Source organism: Scopulibacillus daqui, assembly GCF_016908855.1.
Taxonomy (GTDB): domain Bacteria; phylum Bacillota; class Bacilli; order Bacillales; family Sporolactobacillaceae; genus Scopulibacillus_A; species Scopulibacillus_A daqui.
In genome coordinates this window covers 120,564-141,372 of sequence record NZ_JAFBER010000002.1, presented here as the reverse complement: position 1 = coordinate 141,372, position 20,809 = coordinate 120,564, and the positions used below count along the sequence as shown (strand labels likewise).

21 protein-coding genes are annotated in these 20,809 nt (G+C 40.2%); all 21 read right to left on the bottom strand.

Features of this window, described 5'->3' with window-relative positions; translation table 11 throughout:
* Positions 1-29 precede the first annotated feature (29 nt).
* The 21 genes from flgG to sucC all read right to left on the bottom strand — a co-directional run bounded on the left by flgG (position 30) and on the right by sucC (position 20,632).
* On the bottom strand, positions 30-821 hold the full coding sequence (flgG, locus tag JOD45_RS02725; protein WP_205002332.1) for a flagellar basal body rod protein FlgG: 792 nt from the start codon (positions 819-821) through the stop codon (positions 30-32).
* A gap of 25 nt (positions 822-846) precedes the next feature.
* The gene (locus JOD45_RS02720; RefSeq protein WP_205002331.1) at positions 847-1,308 is read right to left on the bottom strand and encodes a flagellar hook capping FlgD N-terminal domain-containing protein; all 462 of its coding nucleotides are present in this window, start codon (positions 1,306-1,308) and stop codon (positions 847-849) included.
* 3 nt (positions 1,309-1,311) lie between these two features.
* Positions 1,312-2,847 carry a flagellar hook-length control protein FliK gene (locus JOD45_RS02715; RefSeq protein WP_205002330.1) on the bottom strand — a complete coding sequence of 512 codons (1,536 nt, stop codon included), beginning with the start codon at positions 2,845-2,847 and terminating at the stop codon, positions 1,312-1,314.
* Positions 2,848-2,855: 8 nt separating this feature from the next.
* A complete protein-coding gene (locus JOD45_RS02710; RefSeq protein ID WP_205002329.1) occupies positions 2,856-3,470 on the bottom strand; it encodes a MotE family protein in 615 nt (204 codons plus the stop codon).
* Between the two features lie 23 nt (positions 3,471-3,493).
* Positions 3,494-3,928 (bottom strand): flagellar export protein FliJ, encoded by a 435-nt coding sequence (fliJ, locus tag JOD45_RS02705; RefSeq protein WP_205002328.1) that lies wholly within the window; start codon positions 3,926-3,928, stop codon positions 3,494-3,496.
* A gap of 1 nt (position 3,929) precedes the next feature.
* A complete protein-coding gene (gene fliI / locus JOD45_RS02700; RefSeq protein WP_205002327.1) occupies positions 3,930-5,246 on the bottom strand; it encodes a flagellar protein export ATPase FliI in 1,317 nt (438 codons plus the stop codon).
* Positions 5,224-5,952, bottom strand: a complete 729-nt coding sequence (gene fliH, locus JOD45_RS02695) for a flagellar assembly protein FliH (RefSeq protein ID WP_338056016.1) — start codon at positions 5,950-5,952, stop codon at positions 5,224-5,226. The genes fliI and fliH overlap by 23 nt, the downstream gene beginning before the upstream one ends.
* A 1-nt stretch (position 5,953) precedes the next feature.
* Positions 5,954-6,958, bottom strand: coding sequence for a flagellar motor switch protein FliG (fliG, locus tag JOD45_RS02690; protein ID WP_205002325.1), 1,005 nt, complete (start codon positions 6,956-6,958; stop codon positions 5,954-5,956).
* Positions 6,959-6,969: 11 nt separating this feature from the next.
* The gene (gene fliF, locus JOD45_RS02685) at positions 6,970-8,550 is read right to left on the bottom strand and encodes a flagellar basal-body MS-ring/collar protein FliF (RefSeq protein WP_205002324.1); all 1,581 of its coding nucleotides are present in this window, start codon (positions 8,548-8,550) and stop codon (positions 6,970-6,972) included.
* Positions 8,551-8,717: 167 nt separating this feature from the next.
* Entirely contained in the window at positions 8,718-9,011 is a 294-nt protein-coding gene (fliE, locus tag JOD45_RS02680; protein WP_205002323.1) for a flagellar hook-basal body complex protein FliE, read from the bottom strand.
* Between the two features lie 10 nt (positions 9,012-9,021).
* Entirely contained in the window at positions 9,022-9,465 is a 444-nt protein-coding gene (gene flgC, locus JOD45_RS02675) for a flagellar basal body rod protein FlgC (protein WP_205002322.1), read from the bottom strand.
* Positions 9,466-9,468: 3 nt separating this feature from the next.
* Entirely contained in the window at positions 9,469-9,852 is a 384-nt protein-coding gene (gene flgB, locus JOD45_RS02670; protein WP_205002321.1) for a flagellar basal body rod protein FlgB, read from the bottom strand.
* 373 nt (positions 9,853-10,225) lie between these two features.
* Positions 10,226-11,002, bottom strand: coding sequence for a GTP-sensing pleiotropic transcriptional regulator CodY (gene codY / locus JOD45_RS02665; RefSeq protein WP_205002320.1), 777 nt, complete (start codon positions 11,000-11,002; stop codon positions 10,226-10,228).
* Between the two features lie 24 nt (positions 11,003-11,026).
* Positions 11,027-12,421 (bottom strand): HslU--HslV peptidase ATPase subunit, encoded by a 1,395-nt coding sequence (gene hslU, locus JOD45_RS02660; protein ID WP_205002319.1) that lies wholly within the window; start codon positions 12,419-12,421, stop codon positions 11,027-11,029.
* A 17-nt stretch (positions 12,422-12,438) separates the two neighbouring features.
* Positions 12,439-12,978, bottom strand: a complete 540-nt coding sequence (hslV, locus tag JOD45_RS02655) for an ATP-dependent protease subunit HslV (protein WP_205002318.1) — start codon at positions 12,976-12,978, stop codon at positions 12,439-12,441.
* A 16-nt stretch (positions 12,979-12,994) separates the two neighbouring features.
* Positions 12,995-13,885, bottom strand: coding sequence for a tyrosine recombinase XerC (gene xerC / locus JOD45_RS02650; protein WP_205002317.1), 891 nt, complete (start codon positions 13,883-13,885; stop codon positions 12,995-12,997).
* Between the two features lie 71 nt (positions 13,886-13,956).
* Positions 13,957-15,264 (bottom strand): FADH(2)-oxidizing methylenetetrahydrofolate--tRNA-(uracil(54)-C(5))-methyltransferase TrmFO, encoded by a 1,308-nt coding sequence (gene trmFO, locus JOD45_RS02645; protein WP_205002316.1) that lies wholly within the window; start codon positions 15,262-15,264, stop codon positions 13,957-13,959.
* Between the two features lie 14 nt (positions 15,265-15,278).
* A complete protein-coding gene (topA, locus tag JOD45_RS02640; protein ID WP_205002315.1) occupies positions 15,279-17,354 on the bottom strand; it encodes a type I DNA topoisomerase in 2,076 nt (691 codons plus the stop codon).
* 234 nt (positions 17,355-17,588) lie between these two features.
* The gene (dprA, locus tag JOD45_RS02635) at positions 17,589-18,467 is read right to left on the bottom strand and encodes a DNA-processing protein DprA (protein WP_205002314.1); all 879 of its coding nucleotides are present in this window, start codon (positions 18,465-18,467) and stop codon (positions 17,589-17,591) included.
* Between the two features lie 74 nt (positions 18,468-18,541).
* Complete coding sequence (gene sucD / locus JOD45_RS02630) at positions 18,542-19,453, bottom strand: succinate--CoA ligase subunit alpha (RefSeq protein WP_205002313.1); 912 nt, start codon at positions 19,451-19,453, stop codon at positions 18,542-18,544.
* Between the two features lie 18 nt (positions 19,454-19,471).
* Entirely contained in the window at positions 19,472-20,632 is a 1,161-nt protein-coding gene (gene sucC / locus JOD45_RS02625; RefSeq protein WP_205002312.1) for an ADP-forming succinate--CoA ligase subunit beta, read from the bottom strand.
* Between the last annotated feature and the right edge of the window lie 177 nt (positions 20,633-20,809).

Sequence of the window (20,809 nt, the reverse complement as noted above, 5' to 3'; positions counted from 1 at the left end):
CCTAAATGCTTGGCCAAGCCTCCTTTAATTTAACGTTTCAAATTAACAAGTTCCTCAAGGATTTGATCTGAGGTTGTAATCACTCTAGCATTCGATTGGAATCCGCGCTGAGCTTCAATCATCGATGTGAATTCTTCTGACAAATCAACATTCGACATTTCCAGCTCGCCTACTGCAATTTCACCGGCGCCGTTTTCTCCAGGCATGGACAAAATTGCATTTCCCGAATTAGGCGACGTTTCAAACAGCGTACCTCCTGCTTTCTTAAGGCCTTCCGAATTATTAAAGTTAGCGAGTTGAATCTGACCTAAAAAGACTGTTTGCCCATTTGTATTTACTCCTGTAATTTCTCCAGACTTTCCAACCGAAAAATCTTTTAACCCATTTTTATCAATTTGTATGGCTCCGTTTGTGCCCAGCAATCTCATACCGTCAGCATTAACGATATAGCCATCTCTATCAAGATAGAAATTTCCAGCCCGTGTATAATAGGTTTGATTTCCGTCTCTAACAATAAAAAAGCCGTCTCCTGATATCGCTAAATCAAGCTTTCTCCCGGTATTTTGCAAACTTCCTTGACCTTGTATGTTGTCTATAGAAGCAGCGTCAACCCCAAGGCCAATCTGTTTGGCATTGGTTCCGCCGCGATCGTTTTGAGGACCGTTCGCGCCTTGTGTTTCCTGGCTGATCATATCTTTAAAGGTTATTCTCGCTTTTTTAAATCCATAAGTACTGACATTAGCAATGTTGTTGCCGATCACATCTAATTTTGTTTGAAAGTTTTTCATACCGCTGATCCCTGAATACATTGATCGAAGCATGTTTATTCCTCCTTAAAAAAATATATTAAAAACGAATCGCCCTTTGTTTTGCTGAAATCGAAATTATTTGACCAGGGTCTATCGTTTCTCCTGTATCAGATACGTATTTAACCTTGCCGTCTTTGACAGCAATGCCTGTGACCAGACTGATGATTTGGTCAATAACATGGCTGCTGTCAGCATCTGTGAACGACTTATTCCACGTGATATGCTTTCCTATCATATTAACCTGTGAGGCCAGAAGATTTTGAGACTGCATATTTACAAACTTATCAATCGACCCGCTCATATTTTGTGTTTGTTCCAGAGATGTAAAAGCTGCCATTTGCGAAATAAGATCTTTATTATCCATCGGCTGCATTGGGTCTTGATTCTTCAATTCTGTGATAAGCAGCTTAAGGAAATCATCCTTTCCCAAGTTACTGTTACTTGTCAATTTCTTTTCATCTGGTTTATTTTCCAAATATAAATCATCGGCAATTTTCAACTGTCACACCTCCTTAGCTAACTGCTCAAAAAAGCTTAATTTCTCGTCATTTGATATCCCTTTCTCATCTTGATTATCATGACGTTTGGAATGACGCTCTTGCCCTTTGCCCGATTGATCTTTTTGGCCATCAGAGAAACTGGATTCATGACGGCTGTCCATCGTTGAAAGATCGATTTCTACCTTTTGCATCGGTATGTCCGCGGCGATTAAGCTTTGTTTTAAATGATGAAGCTGCGACTGCAACATCTGTTTGGCTTCGGATGTCGAGGCCAATATTTTCGCTGTTAAACTGCCCTTTTCTGTATGAATCAATATCTTCAATTCTCCTAAATGATCCGGGTACAGTTTTATTGAGAATTCGTGTCCGCCATTTTTGATGATCAACAAACGGTTAGCTGATAAATATTGACTTATTTGCTCAACGATTGATTGATTGTTTGCCGTCTTCGGCTGATTGATTTCATGAATCATCAATTGCTGCCATTTATTCATCGGTCCTGTATGAAAGGATAAAACAGGCGGCTTCTCTGTCTGCAGCGGTTTCGGCTGTTCCGATTCTGTTTTAACATGAATGGTTTTAAAAAGCTTATTTTGTTCTTTCGGCATAAGAGATAATAGGGCTTTGTCATTAGCTTGAACCGAACGGCCAAACAATTGTTTCACCGCCGGCCTATGATGGGGACTTGGCCTTTGCCCGCTTATTTGTTGCCGTTTCTCAGTCAGCGTTTGTTCTTGTTCTACAGACGCTAGGGCATCTAATTGTTTAATAAAATTTAAACCATCTGAATTTGGATATTTTGATTGCCCGTTCATATGCTTCTCGAAATGAGTCAATAATTGATTGAGTTCCGCTTCTATTTTCAAGACCATTTTTTGATCTGGCATGATTTGAAGCATATTCTTCAAATGATTGACCAGGAAGTTCCGCCTATCGTTGCTTTCCAATTGATTCGGTTGTTTATCTTCGCTATAGTCAGTAAATAATTGGTTTATCAATTGGTTTATTTGATTAATAACTTGATCATTTGTTTCGGATTGGCCATAATCGTTTTGAATCGAGAAAGGCGGCTCACTTTTTCGAAGCTGCTGTTCAGCATGCTTATCCAAATAAGCGATGTTCTTATATCGAGAAAAATCCGGTTTCGATCGAACGCCTTCTTGAACGCCCCCGTGGTGTGGGTTATTTTGGCTGTTATTCTGATTTTGAATTCCGGATGGGTTATAGTTGCTGAGTGCTTTTCCAAAATATTGAATGAGTCGGGTTGGCCATTCATTCTGATCAATTTTTTCAAAGTTTAATTTTAAATCGGCAATCTTTTTACAGTATGTTTTGAACGTTTCGCCGCTTTTGTTAATATATTGCGATTCAGTTGATATATCAGGCATGTTACGCTGCCGTTCAGAGCATTTTTCCCCAGCCATTTGGCTTATTATGACAGCAAACGGAGACACTATTTCGCCAGACTCGCTGGAATGAGTAGATCTTTTATTGCTGTTTTCTGAATTAAAGTTCAATGAATTCGATACGGACAGCATCCTAATGCTTACTCCCCTTCATTTGGTGCAGAGGATTCGCTGTTATCAAGATTGCCGCCGTTAGCACCTTTATTGTTTTGAACAGGCTTTTGCTGCGCCTTTAATAACGGCGTAATGCTTGCTGCTTTTTTGGCAGGCAAGTTCTCTAAAACAGCCGCTTTGGTCTTGTCATCCAGCATATTTATATATAAGGCAGCCCTTGGGTTCTTCATTTCTGCAAAAATAGCGGCGGCTTTTTCAGGATCCATATTTTTATAAGTTTGTTGTATCATGTTAGCCCTTTGTTGCTTTTTCTGTTTTTTCGCGTCGGTTGCCTGATTCTTCTCTTCCGCTTTTTGCTGTTCTAAATCATTTTCCAGCTGATTGATTTTATCTGACTTTTCTTTATTTTGATCGTTTAAGTCCTTAATGGTCTTTTTTTGTTTTTTTACTGTCTCTTTTAAAGATTCTATTTCAGCTGTCAATTGATTTTCGGATCCCTCATTTGAACTTGGCAGGATATCAGAAAAGCTAAATCCGGAAACTTTCATTAAAAATATGATGGCAGCTGTTAACAATAGCAGTACGAACCCAGCAACAAGAAAAACCTTTAAGACTTTTGATTTGCGTTTCGTTTCTTCCATTTTTCACCCTGCTTTGACGCTTATTAATTGATGAAATGAAGCAATGCCGTTTCGTCCATCAATTTCATTTCCCGTTTCTTTTCATCCTTTAAATCATTGATCCGCTTTTGCTCTTTTAATGTCTCGTATTTTTTTATTTCTATCATCTTTTCTTTGATTAACGATTGAAAGAACTCTAACTTTCCCCTCGCTTTCTCATATTTAATCTGCTGCTCCTCAATACGCCTTTCAAGGCTTTCAACATAATCGATTTGCCATTTGATGCTATCGACAGTGACCATAGTTTGCAGTGATTGCTGCAGTCGGGTTTGAACCTCTTCTTTCTTTTTCATCAGTGATAACAATTTATTAGCCAGTTTTTCAAAGCCTTCATAAATCAATTGGTATTCTGACTCAAGCTGTTTCTTTTCATTTTCGGAAATATTTAATACTCTTTGCAAAGAAAACTTATACGGCACCTTATCCTGTCCTCCTTCCAAATTGTTCAATAAGCTGGTTTACGGCCTCTGCAAGACTTTGACTTTCGTTTCGCGGCTGCTTTAAGTAAGACTGGATAATAGGGTGAAGCCGGATGGCTTCGTCAATTTCCTTTGAAGATCCAGGTTTATAGGCGCCAATATTGATGAGATCTTCTGATTCAACATATTCGGCTAAAAGTTCCCGAAATTGATGAGCCGCGCCTAAATGCTCATCAGATACAATATCATTCATCACACGGCTGATGCTTTGCAATATGTTAATAGCAGGATATTGGCCTTTTTGAGCCAATTCCCTATCAAGAATGATATGGCCATCCAGAATCCCGCGGGCAGCATCAGATATCGGCTCATCAAAGTCGCCGCCATCAACCAATACTGTATAAAATGCTGATATGGACCCGTTCATATCCGTTCCGGTTCTTTCCAGCAATTTTGGAAGCATAGCAAAAACAGACGGTGGATAACCTTTTGTTGTCGGCGGCTCCCCTGCGGCCAGGCCAATTTCGCGCTGAGCCATAGCTACCCTTGTCAATGAATCCATCATAAGCAGGACATTCTGCCCCTCGGATCTGAAATACTCAGCAATCGATGTCGCCGTTAAGGCGCCTTTAATTCTCATAAGAGCCGGCTGATCGGATGTTGCGACAATTACAATTGATCTTTCAAGACCGTCGGGACCCAAATCTCTTTCAATAAAATCCCGGACTTCTCTCCCCCTTTCACCAATAAGCGCGATAACATTTAAATCGGCAGAAGTATGGCGGGCGATCATACCGAGAAGCGTGCTTTTTCCGACACCGCTGCCGGCAAATATCCCCATACGCTGACCTTTGCCGACCGTTAATAAACCATCAATCGCACGAATACCCGTTGCCATAGGTTCTGTGATTCTGGGGCGCGTCATTGGATCCGGCGGTTCATTAGATGTTGGCATCCTCGGCATAGGCGTTTGCTTTAAATACCCTTCCATTGGTACAGCTAAGCTGTCACAAACACTTCCAATCAAATCATGGCTGACTTTAATTTCTAGCGGTTTACCTGTCGTTTCAACAAGACTCCCTGGTGATATATGGGCAGCATCAGTATAAGGCATTAATAATACGTGTTCTTCCTTAAATCCTACAACCTCCGCCAAGACAATTTGCTTTTCTTTTTTTAAATGAATGCGGCAAACATCGCCAATTGACGCGATTGGTCCCCTCGATTCAAGCAGCAGCCCAACAGCCCTTGTGATTTTCCCAAACCTTTTGTATGTATCAATTGTGCTGATTTTATCAATTAGCTGAATGGCTCTCATCCTTTTCTGCCTCCATCATTTCACTAAGCGTCTGCTTCATTACCTTTAATTGAGAATCAATACTCGCATCAATTTTTCCAAACGGTGTTTCAATATGGCATTCATGGCTGTCCAATTGTTCATCAGCAAAAACCTGCAGATTTGCACCGCAAACTAATGATGATAGTTCTTTTTGATGATCCAATACCAACTTAAACCGTTCAGGAGGCACCGTAATTGTTATTGATTTTTGCTCTTTAACCTTTGCTACCGCCTTTTTAATTAACGGCATCCATCGCTCGGGCTCCTCTTCTAAAGTCGTATTAATAATCGATTCTGCTATTCGTAAAGCGATTCGCATAATTTCCGGTTCAGCTTTTGATAAATATTCGCCATAAGCTTCTTCTGCATCGGAAATCAACTGATTGGCCTGATTTATTTTCTCTTTATATAATGCTTGCCCTTCTTTTTTCCCTTCGAGTAAGCCATCATTATAACCCTTCTGACGCTGTTCCTGATAAGCCGCCTCGCATTTTTCTTTAAAGGCGGCTTGCATTTGCTTATATTTTCTCTGCGCCTCTAAATCAATTTTTTTGACTTGGCTATGATCATTTGATTCAAACATTTCAGCCTTGCCGGCATTTTCCCCATTTTCAAACTTATCATGATCTACCTTTGTTAAGGATAGCTGCCTTTTACTTCGAAGAAAGATCGGCAATTTTAACACGTTAGACAATGACACCATCTCCGCCGCTCCGGGCAATGACAATTTCACCAGCATCTTCAAGTTTTCTGATGACATTTACAATACGGGTTTTCGCTTCTTCAACTTCCCGCAATTGCACCGGCCCCATGAATTCCATTTCTTCCTTAAGCGTTTCTGCCATCCGCTCTGACATATTTTTAAACAAAACTTGTTTAAGTTCATCACTGGCTGTTTTTAGTGATAACAGCAAGTCCTCATTATTAACTTCACGAACCAAACGCTGAATGCTTCGGTCATCGAGAGCGATAATATCTTCAAAAGCAAACAGCCTTTTTTTGATTTCTTCCGCAAGGTCTGGATCTTGAGCATCCAAATGCTCAAGAATTGTCTTTTCAGTCGTTCTATCAACCCCATTTAGAACATCAACAACTGTTTCAATACCGCCGGTCTGAGTATAGTCGTCTGCAACTGACAGCTTTTGCTTTAAAATATGTTCTACTTGGCTGATAATTTCTGGAGATGTACGATCCATCAGCGCTATTCTTCTCGCGACATCAGCCTGAATGTCTTCCTGAAGCTCAGATATAATTTGTGATGACTGTTGAGGCTCAAGGTAAGAAAGAACCAGCGCTATGGTTTGCGGATGCTCGTTTTGAATATAGTTCAGAATTTGTTTAGGATCAGCCTTCCTCATAAAATCAAACGGCCTCACTATAGATGTCAGCTTGTTGATAATAATCATTGCTTCATCCGGCCCTAATGCCTTTTCTAAAATTTGTTTTGCATAACTCATACCTCCTTTGGAAATATACTCCTTAGCGAGAGCCAGCTGATAAAATTCAGCAATCACTTGATTTTTTGTTTCTTTATCAATGCTTCTTACATTTGAAATTGAGAGAGTCAGTTCTTCAATTTCCTCCTCGGTTAAATGTTTATATATTTCCGCCGAAATATCAGCGCCTAGTGAAACAAGCAGAACAGCCGCTTTATCTTTGCCATTTTGCTGAAGTTGTTTTTGCCGTGTCATAAAACCCTCCTTTAATCTTCAGAAAGCCATGTCCTTAGTAATTTAACAAAATCATCCGGCTTTTCTTTTGCCATTTCTTTCAACTGTTTGTATTTATCTATTTCTGATTTAACTGGTTTTTCGCCATTTCCCAAGCTTCCGCCGGCAACATTAAATTCCGGAAGGTCGATAGCATTGTCTTTCCTGCCTTTTTTGAACCTTTTAATCAACCAGATCAATAAGATGATCACCATTACAAGGGCAATGCCTATTAGCAAATAAACCCACCATGGCAAACCTTTATTTTGTTGATTTTGATCAGGGACTTTGCCATTGAACTTTTCTACCGCAACGATTGTTTTCTGATCGACATCATTTTGATTTAACTCTTGACCGCCTTGATCCTGTAATGTCGTTCGAACAACTGTATTAAGTATTTGTTTAATATCGTCAATACGATCTTGCGGAAGCGAAGCAGGGTTATCAGGATTAGGCGGCTCAACCATGACCTGTATGCCCATGTCTTTGAGTGTATAAGGCGCTTTGACTATTGTATTATGTATCCGATTAAATTCATTATTGATTCTTTCTTCTTCACGCTTGAAATCACCATTTTCACCATCGCCTGCTTGATATCCCGGCACATCGTTATCACCTGTCCCAGCTTTGCCGCCGGCACCTTCGCCTGAATATGTTTCTTTAATGTGTTCAGCGCTGACTTGGACACCGTCTAAGCTGTTTGGGTCGACGGGTTTAATTAAGTTTTCTTTCGTCTTTTCCTTTGTAAAATCGATATCGGTCGTGACATTCACCATGACTTTTTCGCTGCCCATCATCATCCCCAACATTCGCTGCACTTGCTCACGAATGTCTTTTTCTATATCATGCTTAATTTCCCTTTGCTGTTGATAAGCGGATAATTCAGATGAGCTGCCGGAACTTTTTTTGTCATAGTAATTAAAAAATTGATCCATAATGACAACATTATCTGCAGGAAGGTTTGGCACGCTTTTGCTGACTAAATGATAAAGACCTCGAACTTGTTCATCATTCAATTGATACCCGGGCTCAAGCTGAAGCACGACGGATGCCGATGATTTTTGCGGTTTGTCGCTTACCCACACACTTGATTTGGGCATGTTAATCATCACTTTCGCTGAATTAACACCTTTAATTTGTGATATTAAGTTGGAAAGTTCAGTTTCCATTGCTTCTCTTTCCATGACATCAAATTGCTTATCTGTCATTCCAAAGCCTGCATTCTGACTAAATACCGAATAGTCTATTTCACCGGTTTGCGGTATTCCGTCGGCGGCCAGCTCAACTTTTAAATTATCAACCTGATCCTTAGGCACGCTTATTGTCGTTCCGTTATCAGACAGCTTATATTTAATCCCTTTACTGTCTAGAGTTTCTTTAATTTGTCCAGCTTCACTGGATGACAGGCGGCTGTACAAAGGTGCATAATGCGTGATAGAAGTTAAAACAGAAACAATAGCAATAATCAAAACAATGGCTGAACTAAGAATAATCAACCCCAATTTTTGTTTTTTAGTCAATTGCTGCCAAAAATCTTTTACTTTTTGCAAAATGTTATTAAGTTTACCTTTCATCATATCCTCCAATCGAAGCCGTTGCCAACGAGCAGATCTTCTCCAATGACTGCTGGCTGCGGCAAGAAGCAGAAATGCACCATTGATTACCATTCAACGAAGAATACCATCACTTCTAACCTTTCTAGATTTCCGCTTCCCCGACCAATAAAAAATTTAATAGATGACTAGATTTGCATTCTCATAATATCCTGATAAGCATCGATTACTTTATTTCGTACCTCTACAGCGGTTTGGAGGAGAATATTAGATTTTTGAATATTGATCATTTCATTATGTAAATTTTGTACTTTGCCTGAAGCTATTTCAGACATGCTTTGATCCGATTTCGCCACGGCTTGATTCAATTTATCGATCGCATCATCCAACACTTTTGTAAAAGCTGTGTTTTCTTTAGACGTTAATGATTGTTTATTTGATAATGTCTGAGTATTTGCATTGCTAACTGAGATGGTCTCCATTACTTTTCACCTACTTTCCAATGTCAAGCGCTTTTAACAGCATATTTTTATTGGCATTAAGCACAGTTACATTCGCCTCATATGACCGGGTAGCGCTCATCAGGTCAACCATTTCTTTCAGAGGATCAACATTCGGCATTTTAACATAGCCGTTTTTATCCGCATGAGGATTATCCGGCTGATAAACTTCTTTAAAAGGCGTTGGATCATCGGTAATGCGTTTGACTTTTACTCCGCCCGGCGAGTGATTTTCAGCTTGCTGCAAGAATGAACGAAACTCAGGTTTCGCCTGTTCCAAATGGATTTCTTTGCGCCGGTAAGGCTGCCATTCGCCATTTACTCTTTTACTTCTCGTTGTATCCATATTAGCCATATTCGATGAAATAACGTCCATTCTAAGCCTTTGAGCTGTAAGCGCCGAAGCGGAAATATTCAAACCGTCGAACATTCCCATAAATTATCTGCCTCCTCCCAAGACTATTTTATATTGTTGAAACTTTTGATTTATTGCTGCCACTAAAGCCTGATAGTTAATCTGATCTCTCGCCAACAGTGACATTTCTTTGTCGACATCCACATTGTTTCCATTGTTTTGAATTGATGTTGAAGCGTCAACAGTAACTTTTGGCTCCTCTCCATTGTTTTTAAAAGACATATGTTTAGGGTCCGTTTTATAAGCTTGCAGGGCGCTCTTCAATTCATTTTGAAAGTTTACGTGCCTCGCTTTATAATTTGGCGTATCCACATTAGCTATATTTTGACCTATGACTTTTTGACTATCTGCTGTGTTATCCAATGCCTTTTCAAGTAAATAAGTCACATTTTGCGTTTGGATTTTCATCACATCCCCTCTTTATAATTATTTTATATGACACATTTCAACAAAATATGACACGAAGTAACGGCTTTTTTCTCCATAAACTTCATTATTCATCATTATTCTCTAATTTTAATTCAATTTCCATAGGTCTTTTTTACTATTTAGTATTTTTTATTCACTATTTTACAAATTTTTTATGACTATTATCTTACTTGATTACAATTATAGGGAAATTAAATGTGCGTGTTTGATAAAATTCGCGGAGAAAAATTGAAGATTTTTGCTAGAGATGCTTATGGGGGCCAGCGAAAATAATTTTTAACAAATCAAACGCTACTCTATATAAAAAACAGCCCAGTATCAAATGTGCGATGATACTGGGCTGAACAATAAATTATTCGCCTTTAATTCTGTTCAGTTCAACAAGAAATTTATCGTTAAGTACTTTAATATAAGTACCTTTCATACCAAGTGAGCGTGATTCAATGACGCCGGCGCTTTCTAATTTTCTTAAAGCGTTAACGATAACTGAGCGTGTGATGCCTACACGGTCAGCAATTTTACTTGCAACAAGAAGGCCTTCTTTGCCGTCAAGTTCCTCAAAAATGTGTTCGATTGCTTCCAATTCACTATAGGACAAAGAGCTGATGGCCATTTGCACGATTGCTTTTTCTCTTGCTTCTTCTTCAATTTCTTCTGTTTTCTCACGAAGAATTTCCATGCCTACTACCGTAGCACCATATTCACCAAGAATTAATTCATCATCTTGATATGGATCACCGATGCGCGAAAGGATAAGCGTACCCAATCGATCTCCGCCCCCCACAATAGGAACAATTGTCGTTAAGCCGCCTGCAAACAGCTCTTTGTTCTCAACTGGAAAAGCGGTTAATGGGTGATTAATATCAAGGTTTGGAGATGTTTCATTAATTGTAAATAAATTTTGCGTATAGTCTTGCGGGAATTGTCTCTCTTCAAACATATGTTTCATACGTTCATTTTCAAATTCCAGCTTAAGTGCCATACCTAATAATTTACCGCGCCGGCTAACGACTAAGACGTTAGAATCGATAACATCGCGCAGTGTTTCCGCCATCTCATTAAAATTGACTTGTGCTTTCGTTCTTTGCAGCATATTATTAATTTTTCTTGTTTTTTCTAAAAGTTCCATGATAAAAAATCCTCCTATATCTTCTTATAAAATATATTGACTCAAATCTCTGTTTTTAACGATAGACGCTAGTTTTTCATCGACATATTCCGGTGTAATTGTTATTTTCTCTAAAGTAATATCCGGTGCCTCGTAAGATAAGTCTTCGAGCAATTTTTCCAGAATGGTATGCAGACGCCTGGCGCCGATATTGTCTGTTTCTTGGTTTACCTCATAAGCAATTGTAGCAATTTTACGAATAGCATCGTCAGAAAACTCAATATTTATACCTTCAGTTTTCAATAAAGCTTGATATTGCTTTAAAAGAGCATTGCTAGGCTCAACTAGAATATTGACAAAATCATCAACAGACAAGTTAGAAAGCTCAACCCTTATTGGAAAACGGCCTTGAAGTTCAGGAATAAGATCTGATGGTTTAGACATATGAAAAGCACCGGCTGCGATAAATAAGATATGGTCCGTTTTGACAGTGCCATACTTAGTCATAACAGTTGATCCTTCAACAATTGGCAGGATGTCTCGTTGAACGCCTTCTCTGGAAACATCACCGGAGTTTTGATTTTTTCCTGTGATCTTATCAATTTCATCGATAAAGATAATTCCCGACTGCTCGGCGCGCATAACAGCTTCTTGCGTGACCTCATCCATGTCAATTAACTTTTGCGCTTCATCTTGAGTCAGTACTTTTCGAGCTTCCTTAACCGTCAATTTTCGACGTTTTTTTCGTTTAGGGATGAGATTGCCCAACATATCCTGCATGTTCATGCCTAATTGTTCCATACCCGCTCCTTGGAACAAATCAAACATGCCTTGCTGCTGCTGCTCTTCAACTTCTACGGTCACAATGCGATCCTCTAATTCGCCAAGATCCAACAATTTTCGCGTTTGTTGGCGTTTTTCCCGAACGGATTGTTCTTCTTTCGGTTCTTCACTTTCAGTATTTTGGTTTTGGCTTCCAAAAAACATATCAAACGGGTTTTTCATTTGTGATGTTTTTTTCTCAGAAGGAACAAGCAATTTAACAAGGCGTTCATTTGCCAATTCTTCGGCCTTGGCCTTTACTTTAACCATTTGTTCTTCTTTAACCATCCGAACTGATGTTTCTACGAGATCCCTAACCATCGATTCAACGTCACGTCCAACATACCCCACCTCTGTAAACTTGGTTGCTTCAAGTTTTACAAAAGGGGCACCGGCCAACTTTGCCAAACGCCGAGCTATCTCTGTCTTTCCGACACCTGTTGGGCCGATCATTAAAATATTTTTCGGAACGATTTCTTCACGAATTTTTTCATCTAAAAGCGATCGGCGATAACGGTTTCTAAGGGCAATGGCAACAGATTTTTTTGCCTTTTCCTGCCCAATAACAAATTGATCAAGCTGCTCAACAATTTGTTTCGGTGTCAAAGCTTTAGACATCTAGACATCCTCCTCTTTTACAGCTCTTCAACAATAATATTATTGTTGGTGAATACACAAATGTCACTGGCAATTTCTAAAGCTGTTTTGGCGATTTCCTTTGCAGAAAGATGCTCGTTATGACGTTTGAGAGCTCTGCCGGCTGCAAGGGCATAATTGCCGCCTGATCCAATAGCCAGTATACCATCGTCTGGCTCAATGACTTCACCAGTGCCAGATACAAGCAAAAGGCCGGTTTTATCCATGACAATAAGCATTGCCTCTAACTGTCTGAGCATTTTATCGCTTCGCCATTCTTTTGCTAATTCAACAGCTGCTCTTTGCAGATTACCATTATACTTTTCCAAACGGCCTTCAAATTTTTCATACAAGGTAAAAGCATCGGCTACTGAACCCGCAAATCCTGCAACGACTTTATTGTTATATAATTTACGAACCTTTCTGGCCGAATGTTTCATTACAACTGATTGGCCAAGCGTGACTTGACCGTCTCCGGCCATGGCGCATTTACCATTATGATGAATGGCAAATATCGTTGTTGCATGAAATTGACTCAAAAATGCCCCCTCCTTGTTATGCACGAGGATGATGGTTTATATATGTTTCTCGAAGTTTCTCCTTCGTAACGTGCGTATAAATTTGTGTTGTTGAAAGCTCAGCATGACCCAGCAGTTCTTGAACCGAACGCAAGTCAGCTCCGGCATCGAGCAAGTGCGTCGCAAATGTGTGCCTAAGGGTATGCGGACTTATTTTAATCGTCAATGAAGCTTTTTCTATTTGCTTATTAAGTATGTTTCGCACACTTCTTGCTGAAAGTTGACCGCCGCGATAATTGACGAAAAGAAAGTTTTGTTTTTTGTCACTTTTTATAAGCTTTTCTCTGCCATCCCCCAGATATCTTTCAAGAGCATCGCAGGCAAAGCTCCCTAATGGTATGTAGCGCTCTTTCCGGCCTTTTCCTTTTACTAAAACAACACCTAAATCAAGGTCCAGGTCCGCCACCCTAATGCCTACGCATTCACTGACCCTGACACCGGTACCGTAGAGCACTTCTAAAATCGCTTGATTCCGCTGCCCCAGCGGATGTGTTAAATCTTCAACATCAAACAGCTTAGCCAATTCTTCTTGATATAAAAACTTCGGCAGCCGATGTTCCTGTTTAGGAAGGTTAGTGAGCGCAAATGGATTATCAAACACAATGCCTTCTTTAACCAAATAACGGTAAAAGCTTCTCAAGCTTGATACTTTCCGAGCAACGGTTCGCCTAGAGTAACCCTTTGAAAGCATTTCTGTAAGAAAAACCCTTACTGAAGCATAGGAAACAGCAGCAACACCTTCAAGCGCTTGCTGCTTCATGAATAGGGAAAACTCCTTAATATCCTTGGTGTAATTCAGAATGGTATGTTCAGAGGCGCGCTTCTCAACTTCTAAGAAGCGGACAAACATATCCAGATACTGATTCATTAAGATCACCTATTCCCTACCTTAGAAGGCTCCTAAATATTATCACAATTTAGGAGCCATGACAATAGATTTTACAATTTTGTAACAAAATTCTGAATTGTTCCCAATGCTCGCTCAGCATACTTTTCATTGCGCTCTTTTTTATTTTTAATCTTTTCTTCAAGCGGCGGAAACAAACCAAAATTTGCGTTCATTGGCTGAAAATTATCCGCGTTAGCAGTTGTAATATATTGAGCCATGCTGCCAATCGCCGTTTGTTCTGGAAAGACAACAGGTTCTTGTCCTTTTATAAGCCGGGCTGCATTAATGCCAGCAGCAAGTCCGGAAGCCGCTGATTCAACATACCCTTCTACACCCGTCATTTGTCCGGCAAAGAATAAGTCCTCCCTGCCTTTGTATTGATAAGTTGGTCTTAACAGCTTAGGCGAGTTAATAAATGTGTTCCGGTGCATAACACCATACCTAACGATATCAGCATTTTCCAAACCGGGTATCATACGAATAATTTCTTTTTGCGGACCCCATTTTAAATGCGTTTGAAAACCAACAACATTATATAATGTACCAGATGCATTATCTTGACGCAATTGCACCACAGCATAAGGGCGTTTCCCCGTCTTCGGATCTTCTAATCCAACGGGTTTCATCGGGCCGAAAAGCAGTGTTTTTTTGCCGCGTTTAGCCATAACTTCTATCGGCATGCATCCCTCAAAAAACACTTCTTTTTCAAAATCTTTAAGCGTTACCGTTTCCGCGGATACAAGCGCTTCGTAGAACCTGTCAAACTCCTCTTCGGTCATCGGACAGTTGAGATACGCTGCATCTCCTTTATCATAACGGGATTTTAAGTAGACTTTGTCCCTGTCAATACTATCGGTTTCAATAATCGGCGCAGCTGCATCATAAAAATATAAATAATCTTCCCCTGTTAGCGATTTTAATGAAGCTGAAAGCTTATCCGATGTTAATGGACCGGTCGCTATGATTGTCGGCCCTTCCGGAATATCGTCCACTTCCTCATTGAACACCTTTACAAGCGGGTGTTCTTTTACCTGCGCTGTAACGTTTGCGGCAAATTCATGGCGGTCAACCGCTAAAGCACCGCCGGCTGGAACCGCGCATTTGTCTGCTGAAGAAATAATAACCGAATCCAGTCTGCGCATTTCTTCTTTTAAAACGCCTACAGCATTGGTTAATGCATTAGATCTCAGTGAGTTTGTACATACAAGTTCTGCAAATTTATCAGTATGGTGGGCAGGCGTTTGCTTGACAGGCCGCATCTCATAAAGATGGACTTGTATGCCGCGCTTTGCCAACTGCCACGCGGCTTCACTTCCGGCAAGACCTGCACCGACCACCGTGACGTGTTGTGTAGTCAAAATCATTCCTCCGTTTATGATTGCTCTTCTTGATAATCACATGATGAACATTGAACTGTTTTGCCTTTTTTCGATTTTTTCTCAACGAGATATTCGCCGCATTTCGGGCAAGACCTAGAGAGCGGCTTATCCCAAGAAACAAAGTCGCACTCCGGATATCGATCACACCCGTAGAAGATTCTGCGTTTCTTGCTTCGGCGCTCGACAATTTCCCCTTCTTTGCACTTTGGACAGGTGACGCCGACTTTTTTTAGTATCGGTTTCGTATTGCGGCAGTCTGGGAAATTGGAACAAGCCAAAAACTTGCCGTATCTCCCCATTTTATATACCATTTCTGAACCGCATTTGTCACATTCTATGCCTGCAGGTTCATCTTTAATTTCAACTTCTTTCATTTCTTTTTCGGCTTTTTCAAGATGCTTCTCAAAATCAGCGTAAAAGTCAGAAACAATTTTAATCCAGTTTGTTTCTCCTTCTTCTATAGCATCAAGATCATTTTCCATTTTTGCTGTAAAATCAACATCAATAATTTCCGGAAAAAATTCAACAATTAAATCGAGAACGACCTCACCAAGCTCAGTAGGAACAAATTTGCGATCATCAATCACAACATAACCGCGCTTTTGTATTGTATCAATTGTCGGCGCGTATGTCGACGGCCTTCCAATACCAAGCTCTTCCATTGTCCGGACAAGTCTGGCTTCCGTGTAACGCGGCGGCGGCTGTGTGAAATGCTGCTTGGGTTCTAATTTTTCCTTTTCAACTTTCATACCTTCAGCGAGTTCCGGAAGAAAGTTTTCTTCCTCTTTTTTGTTGTCATCGTTACTTTCAATGTAAACTTTCATAAACCCTGGAAATTTAATTTTAGAGCCTGTTGCACGAAACACAACGTCTGATTGTACCAAATTAGCTCTTACAGTGTCCATAATGGCAGGAGCCATTTGGCTGGCAACAAACCGTTCCCAAATAAGTTTATACAATTTGTATTGATCCCGGCTTAGGTACTCTTTAATTTCTTTAGGCTTATTCATAACAGATGACGGCCTGATAGCCTCATGGGCATCTTGTGCATTTTCTTGTTTTTTCTTTTTCTTCGGCTTCTCTTGGCCGACATAATTGCTTCCGAAGGCGCTGGTAATGTATTCTCTGGCTTCTTGCTTGGCAACATCTGATATACGAGTTGAATCCGTTCTCATATATGTAATTAGACCGGTCGTTCCTTGTTTGCCAAGATCTATTCCTTCGTACAATTGCTGAGCAATCATCATTGTTTTCTTTGCTCTGAAATTTAATTTTCTTGCAGCCTCTTGTTGAAGCGTTGATGTAATAAATGGCGCTACCGGGTGACGCGCCCTTTCTTTCTTCTGGACTTTTGCCACTTCAAATTGCTTATCACGCAATTTCTCCATGACTTTGTCAACATCATCTTTATTTTTTAGTTCAACTTTTTTATTTCCTATCCCGTAAAAGCTTGCATCAAAAATTTCATCGCGGACTTTAAATTTCCCTGGAATTGTCCAATATTCATCAGGCTTAAAGTCTTTGATTTCCTTTTCTCTTTCAATAATCAGTTTAAGCGCTACTGATTGCACACGTCCGGCACTTAACCCTTTTTTAACCTTTTTCCATAGCAAAGGGCTGATATTATAGCCCACAAGGCGGTCGAGCACTCGGCGGGCTTGCTGGGCATCGACAAGATCCATATTAATCGCTCTCGGATGTTTGAATGCATCTTTGATGGCTTGCTTTGTTATTTCGTTGAATACCACTCTGCATTCAGAACTAGAATCAATGTCCAAGCTATGAGCTAAGTGCCATGCAATCGCTTCACCTTCACGGTCAGGGTCGGCAGCCAGATAAACTTTTTTGACTTTCTTTGCTGCCGATTTTAATTCCTTAAGAACCGGCCCTTTTCCGCGAATGGTGATATACTTTGGCTTGAAATGATTGTCTATATCTACTCCCATTTGGCTTTTTGGGAGATCTCTAACATGCCCCATAGACGCTTTAACTTCATATTTTTTTCCGAGATATCTTTTGATCGTTTTAGCTTTAGCGGGAGATTCAACGATGACAAGATAATCTTCCATACTTGCTTTCTCCCCTTCTTAAATTGTATGTTCAAAATAAAAATATAAAAGAACCGGAACCCTTTTGGCTATGCATTCATTTCTCTGTAGCTCCGGGCTTTTGATTCCCTTTGAAAAGAATAATCAAATCTTCACTAATATTAAATACTGAAGAAAAGTTTGTCAAACACAAGGCTATAAATTTTTTACTATTTTTGATAAACATATGATAATTTTACCTTTGGACTAGGATATTCAATAAAACTTCAGTTCATTCAAAATATCTTCACTCGATAAAACCAGTTTTGCGCCTTGCTGGATCAGTTTGTTCGTGCCCAAAGCATTATCATCTAATATAGAACCCGGCAGCGCAAAGACATCTCTTCCCTGTTCAAGAGCCTGATCGGCTGTTATCAGAGATCCGCTTCTTTCCTTCGCTTCAACAACGAGCGTCCCTAAGGAAAGGCCGCTGATAATCCTATTGCGTTCGGGAAATCGCCATTTTTGCGGAGACGTGTGAGGGGGATATTCGCTGATTGCAGCATGATCAGAAATGATTTTATTAAAAAGGGCGCGGTGTTGCCTCGGATACGGGCAATAAAGTCCGGATCCCAAAACGGCAACGGTGTAAGACGACAAACTGAGCTGATGCGCATAACCGTCAATACCAAGCGCCAAGCCGCTGACGATCGTCCACTTTCTGTCGACAAAAGGCGCCAAAATTTTCTCCAAGCTTAACAGGCCAAGTTTCGACGGTTTTCGAGTTCCGACAACACTTAGAATGTTATGATGGTTTAACAAGGAAGGTTGGCCCATTCCATATAAAACCCAAGGAGGATCATAAATCTCCTTTAAATGCGATGGATATTCATGATCAAAAATTGTTATAATGAAGATGCCATCTTTTTCGTATTCTGACAAAAGGGTTGACATGTCAAGTTGATGAAGATCTTCGAAAAAAACTTTTGCATGATGGGGCAGCATTTGTAAATAGGTACAAAGATCTTCAATAGACATATGATAAATATGTTTTAATTCTGGATCATGGACAAGCAGCTTTTTTATCGTTTTCCAGCCTGCACCGCGGCAATGATGGATATGAATAAGCTTATCTCGTTTGTTCAATTTATCCATTCCTTACTATAATATAATGTTTGCTTATATCATGCCTATTAAAAGAAGCTCCCGTTTTGGGAGCTTTTCATTTATCACTTATTTAATTTAATTAGACATTTTTCGTATAAACCCTTTTCTTTAAGGACAGAAATTAATGTCTCACCGATAACAGAAGGCGTATCAGCCACTTTAACACCGCATTCATTCAGCTTTTTAATTTTTTCGGAAGCTGTTCCTTTACCGCCGGCAATAATGGCACCCGCATGGCCCATACGTTTTCCCGGAGGTGCTGTTTGACCGCCGATAAATCCGACAACCGGTTTCGTCATATTAGCTTTGATCCATTCAGCTGCCTCTTCTTCCGCCGTACCGCCAATTTCACCGATCATAACGACAGCATAAGTTTCGTCATCTTCATTGAATGCTTTAAGCACATCAATAAAGTTAGTGCCGTTGACTGGGTCGCCGCCAATACCAACAGCTGTAGATTGGCCAATGTTGGCTTGGGAAAGTTGATGCACCGCTTCATATGTAAGCGTACCGGAGCGGGAAACAACGCCAACGTGACCTTTCCTATGAATATAGCCAGGCATAATCCCGATTTTGCACTCTTCAGGTGTAATAACGCCAGGGCAGTTCGGACCAATTAGTCTTGTTTTCTTACCTTCCATATAGCGTTTTACTTTTACCATATCAAGAACCGGAATATGTTCTGTGATAGCAATAACGAGATCAAGTTCAGCGTCTACGGCTTCCATAATAGAATCTGCGGCGAAAGCCGGAGGAACATAAAGAACGGAAACATTAGCGCCTGTTTTGTCAACAGCTTCTTGAACCGTATTAAAAACAGGAACACCTTCTACTTCTGTCCCGCCTTTACCAGGTGTCACACCGCCAACAATTTTAGTTCCGTATTCAATGGCTTGTTTTGTATGAAAAAGGCCTGTAGAACCAGTGATGCCTTGTACGATAACTTTTGTATCTTGATTGATAAAGATACTCATCAGTCGTTTCCCACCTTTCTATTTTACTAATGAAACGATTTTTTCTGCGCCATCAGCCATTGATTCCGCAGCAGTAATATTTAAGCCGGAATCTTCTAGGATTTGTTTTCCGATTTCAACATTTGTTCCTTCCAATCTAACGACAAGCGGAAGCTCAAGCCCCATTTGTTTTGTAGCTTCAACAATGCCGTTTGCAATAACATCGCATCTCATAATGCCGCCGAAAATGTTAACAAATATCCCTTTAACATTTTCATCGGAAAGAATAATTTTAAAGGCTTCGGTAACTTTTTCCGTTGTAGCGCCGCCGCCTACATCAAGGAAGTTTGCCGGATCGCCGCCATAGTGCTTAATAATGTCCATTGTTGACATAGCAAGTCCAGCACCGTTAACCATGCAGCCAATGTTGCCGTCTAAAGCAATGTAGCTGAGGCCGTATTTTGATGCTTCGATTTCTTTTTCATCTTCTTCAGAAAGATCGCGAAGTTCCATGATGTCTTTGTGGCGATACAGCGCGTTGTCATCAAAGTTTAGCTTTGCGTCAAGCGCCATCACTTGACCATCGCCAGTAATGACTAAAGGATTGATTTCTGCAACCGAGCAGTCTTTTTCTACGAAAACTTGATAGAGTCCTGTCATAAATTTAACTGCTTTATTGATCAGTTCTTTAGGAATGTTAATATTAAAAGCGAGCCTTCTAGCTTGGAACGGCAAAAGTCCTACCGCAGGGTCAATCGTTTCTTTAAAGATCTTTTCAGGCGTCTTAGCAGCGACTTCTTCGATTTCAGTTCCGCCTTCTTCTGATCCCATTAAAACGATTCGAGATGTCGCGCGGTCTAAAACAAGACCAACATAAAATTCTTTTTTAATATCGCTTCCTTCTTCAATAAGTAAGCGCTTAACTTCTTTGCCTTCCGGACCTGTTTGATGGGTAACCAGCGTTTTTCCCAATAATTCTTCGGCGTATGTACGGACTTCATCAAGCGACTTTGCCAGTTTAACACCGCCTGCTTTCCCGCGGCCGCCGGCGTGGATTTGCGCTTTAACTACTTTAATATCTGAATTAAGCTTTTTGGCTGCTTCCACAGCTTCTTCAGGCGTAAAAGCAACATAGCCATTTGGTACAGCTACTCCGTAACTTCTCAAGAGTTCTTTGCCTTGATACTCATGGATATTCACTTATAGAACCTCCTATCATTGTTGTGATCACTGCCTTTATCATTGTATATAAAAACGCATTCATTTGTCTACCATTTAAGACATGATTGATTATTTCAAGACAATTTAAAAAAACCTGCCGATTGGCAAGCTATAAAATCCGTTCTGACAGTCTATTAAACAAATTTAAAATAGAAC